This is a genomic window from Acetobacter sp. AN02 (assembly GCF_029759835.1).
Taxonomy (GTDB): Bacteria; Pseudomonadota; Alphaproteobacteria; order Acetobacterales; family Acetobacteraceae; genus Acetobacter.
In genome coordinates this window covers 1-3,306 of record NZ_JAJJND010000150.1, presented here as the reverse complement: position 1 = coordinate 3,306, position 3,306 = coordinate 1, and the positions used below count along the sequence as shown (strand labels likewise).

The 3,306-nt window shown below is 52.6% G+C and carries 4 protein-coding genes; all 4 read right to left on the bottom strand.

Features of this window, described 5'->3' with window-relative positions; translation table 11 throughout:
- Nucleotides 1-1,451, bottom strand: a 1,451-nt coding sequence (locus tag LOC54_RS11805) for a Hint domain-containing protein (RefSeq protein WP_279313988.1), incomplete at its 3' end; no start/stop codon positions are given.
- Nucleotides 1,452-1,550: 99 nt separating this feature from the next.
- Nucleotides 1,551-2,150: a helix-turn-helix domain-containing protein gene (locus LOC54_RS11800; RefSeq protein WP_279313987.1), complete on the bottom strand. Its 600-nt coding sequence runs from the start codon at nt 2,148-2,150 to the stop codon at nt 1,551-1,553.
- A 329-nt stretch (nt 2,151-2,479) separates the two neighbouring features.
- A complete protein-coding gene (locus LOC54_RS11795) occupies nt 2,480-3,016 on the bottom strand; it encodes a replication protein (RefSeq protein ID WP_279313986.1) in 537 nt (178 codons plus the stop codon).
- Nucleotides 3,013-3,270, bottom strand: coding sequence for a mobilization protein (locus LOC54_RS11790; protein ID WP_279313989.1), 258 nt, complete (start codon nt 3,268-3,270; stop codon nt 3,013-3,015). Before LOC54_RS11790 ends, LOC54_RS11795 begins: the two co-directional genes overlap by 4 nt.
- Nucleotides 3,271-3,306 lie beyond the last annotated feature (36 nt).

The following is a 3,306-nucleotide window of genomic DNA, read 5'->3' as shown; positions in this document are numbered from 1 at the left end:
CCGTTGTATTCACGGGCAGGGCGGATAGACACACCTGTGTCTGTGACGAGATGAAGGTCGGCATCCTCGGTCAGTTCAGGTGCCGCATCTTTCTGTGCAATCCCGGCAGCGGTCGCCCGGACCTCGATCTGGCGGGACAGGGGTTCGACAAATTCGCGACTAACACCAAGTGGTACAGCAGCATCGTCCCACGTCAGATTGCGGCTGCCACCGATCGAAATGACGTTCCCCTTCTGGGTGAAGGCGTGACGGTTTCCGGTATCGAGATAGCTCTCGGTGAGCATGCCATCAGCCATGATGACCGAGTGATCTTCGGTTTCGATGTGGTAGTAGTCGTAGGATGTGATGGATTTATCGAAAAAGATCGACCGACCGTTCACAAGCATACGGGCCGGAACGAACTTGCCATCGAAGAACAGGCAGTGTTCCGCTGTGATCAGCATGTCCTTGAACGGAACGCCGTCCGAGATGGCATCCTTGAGGATGCGGATCGGGTAACCCGCCTCATCATCAGGAAGATGGGAACGAACGTTGCAGTGTGCCTGACCGGTCCAGGTTACACGACGCGGGGTCGCGATACCATCAACATAAGCAATGATCTCGTCACCAACATTCAGTTCTTCAACGGCCTTCGTCCCGTGCGGCGTGCTGATGAGAGAGCCTGAAAGAAAGCAGTTTATAACGAGGAAACCAGCACTATATTCCGCAGAAATTGGATTTGAACTGTAGTTAGAGTCTGTAAAATTTTTGAATTTAACTAATTCTTTCCCAGAAGCATCTAACACTGTTAGCGTATGATTTGAAGAGTCATAAGATGTTGTTAATGTTCCGCTGCCTGAACTGCCAATTTTTATTGTGTCTCCATATGTGTAGTTTTTAATTGTTATTGCTACAGCATCTGAAGTTTGGCTACTTTTATCGATAATAAAAGTTCCATTTGGGTTATTATTGAAATCTACTATAGGCCCTGGATCAGAAGATGACTTATCATTATTTGCAAGATACCCTTTTAATTCTATAGTTCCACCATTTATGTTTAAATATCCAGAGTTTAAGTTAGTTAACCCTTCGGCCGTAAATTTTCCTCCGCTATTAACAGTAATTACTGATTGGTTGAGGTTTGTATTGTTTTTTACTGTGAATGACCCATTGACTGTTAAGTGCCCACCGGCAGCATTTGTATAGTCTGAATCTACTTGTATTGCTGCTCCAGAATCAACAATAACGTTTGATCCGTTAATGTTGAAGTAACCCAAAAATTTTGCCGTTCCAGAGGTTACTTCATATGTTGCACCAGACCCTTGTCCTGATGGATTTGTTGCGGTGCTTTGTGTACCATTCCCGTTAAAATTATTGTACGTGTGATTTGCATTTGTAATGTATATATCTGAATAATTGCTTGATGACGATGGAAGATTTATATCTCCAAATGTTGGATAATGTGTTGTCATAGAATTTCCCCAATATGTTATTAACATTTAAACAGTTTTTTGGATTTTGACGCTAGTCTCTCCATGTCAAAATTCATGCTGTTGTTTATCAAAACATGCTCACGACGCACCCCCATGAAGGATTTCGAGCCGCATGGGCGGCCGGATTTCCGCGGCCTGTGCCTTGCGGGCGTCTAGCGAGCCGTTCCATGCCACATGCGGGTTGATGAAATACACGGCCATTCCTCGGCCCTGCATCCCTTCAATTTTCCGTCGTTCGCGGCGGATTACGCCCATTTTCTCCAGCGTCCCCATGATTCGGCTGATGTGGTTCGAAGTGCATCCGACTTTCTCGGCGAGCTGGTCACGGGTGAGCAGAACTTCGCCGGTGTCCTGCCGGAGATTAACCAACACTAGATCGAAGACATGGCGTACCTGATGCGGCCGATCATTGGATGGCAAGGCACGAATAACATTCCAGATGGCAATAGTTTGGTTGCGGCTCAACATTGTGAAACCTCCTGGCCAAAGCCCTTCGGTGGTGTCTGGTCGCGCGGCTTTCTGTAGCGCGTACGTAGCCCTTGAGATGGCTAAACGCGCCTCTCCGGGCAAATGCTTCAGGAACTCGTCGGACAGAAGTGAGAGCTGCTCGGCTGCCTGTGCGGCTTCCTCCTGTTCGGATCGCTGTTGCCTTGTGGTGAGGCGCACAATCTGGGCCATGGTCTGCTCCCTGTGGAGAACCTGTTTTTAAGTGCCGGTCTCTGGCACCAATAGGTGCCGGAATCCGGCACTTAAAACAACCCGTTTTTCTAGGTTCTCTGCGGGGTGTGGCGATCCCTAAGAAAAAGAAAAGAATCTAATCCCCCTGTTGTCCCCCCTTTTTTCGGTGGAAAACTGCTATTTCGGGGTCTGTTCCGGCGCCCTGCGGGCGGGCTACGCCGCTCCCGCTCCGCGCTCGCCCGGCCCCTGTAACGCCGGCAGAATCGGGCGAAAGAAAATGGCTCAGGAAGCGATGAGGAAACTGGACGGCTTTCCCATCCCTGTGACGGTCAGGGGAGATACCAGCCGGATATGTTCCCCTTGGCGTCAGCGTTCGGGAAGCAGACCGTGCCGCCTTTCTGGCGTTCCGTGGTCCAGCCGTTCCCCTGGCACAGGGACAGCAGGTCGAGGCTGCCCCGTCGATCGAGGCCATAAGCTCGCTGTCCGGCCGGGGTGTTCGCCCAGCTGGCGGCCGCCTCCTGATTCCGGGCTTTCTGGTATCCTTCCGCGTGCCCGGTGTCCCATCCGGACCGCTGACCGAAGAAATACCCCCCGCCAAACGCCACCAGAACGATCAGGAGGGCCATCAGGCCCGTCCAGAGTAGAGATGAGCGTATTTCAGCATGACTGGCCTGTAGCGCCTCCTGTGAGGCTCCTGTGGCCTGTTTAAGCGCAGTCCGCATTTCGGCTGACAGGGCCTGTTCCTGCTGGTTCCGGGTGGCCTGATCGGATCGGACGGCCCGGAGCAGGCGGTTCGTCTCTGCCATTTCCCGGCTGAGATGGTCGAACGCGGCCAGTCCGTCATCCAGCTCGCGTTCGTCGGTCATGACTGGTCAGGTTCCGGCTTCTGCCACCCCTCGAACGCCTTGTGGTCGTGGTCGCGGGTGATGCGTTTCATCAGCTCGTCAATGACCCGGCCGAAGCGTTCATCCTTCCCGGCCGCGTCGATCAGCAGCCCCCCGAGAATGACCTTGCGCCGGGTGTCCTTCTTGCGTTCCTCGGCGGTCTGTCTGGCGAGCAAAGCCTGATACCGGGCCTTCGCCTGTTCGACCTGCTGTTTTGCCTTCTCGATGGGTGTCATTTTTCCTCCCGCACCAAGTGGGTGCAATGGTCTGTT

Bases quoted from the DNA above. Each gene is read 5' to 3' on its own strand.
- LOC54_RS11800 (WP_279313987.1), bottom strand. From the start codon at position 2,150: ATGGCCCAGATTGTGCGCCTCACCACAAGGCAACAGCGATCCGAACAG.
- LOC54_RS11795 (WP_279313986.1), bottom strand. From the start codon at position 3,016: ATGACCGACGAACGCGAGCTGGATGACGGACTGGCCGCGTTCGACCAT.
- LOC54_RS11790 (WP_279313989.1), bottom strand. From the start codon at position 3,270: ATGACACCCATCGAGAAGGCAAAACAGCAGGTCGAACAGGCGAAGGCC.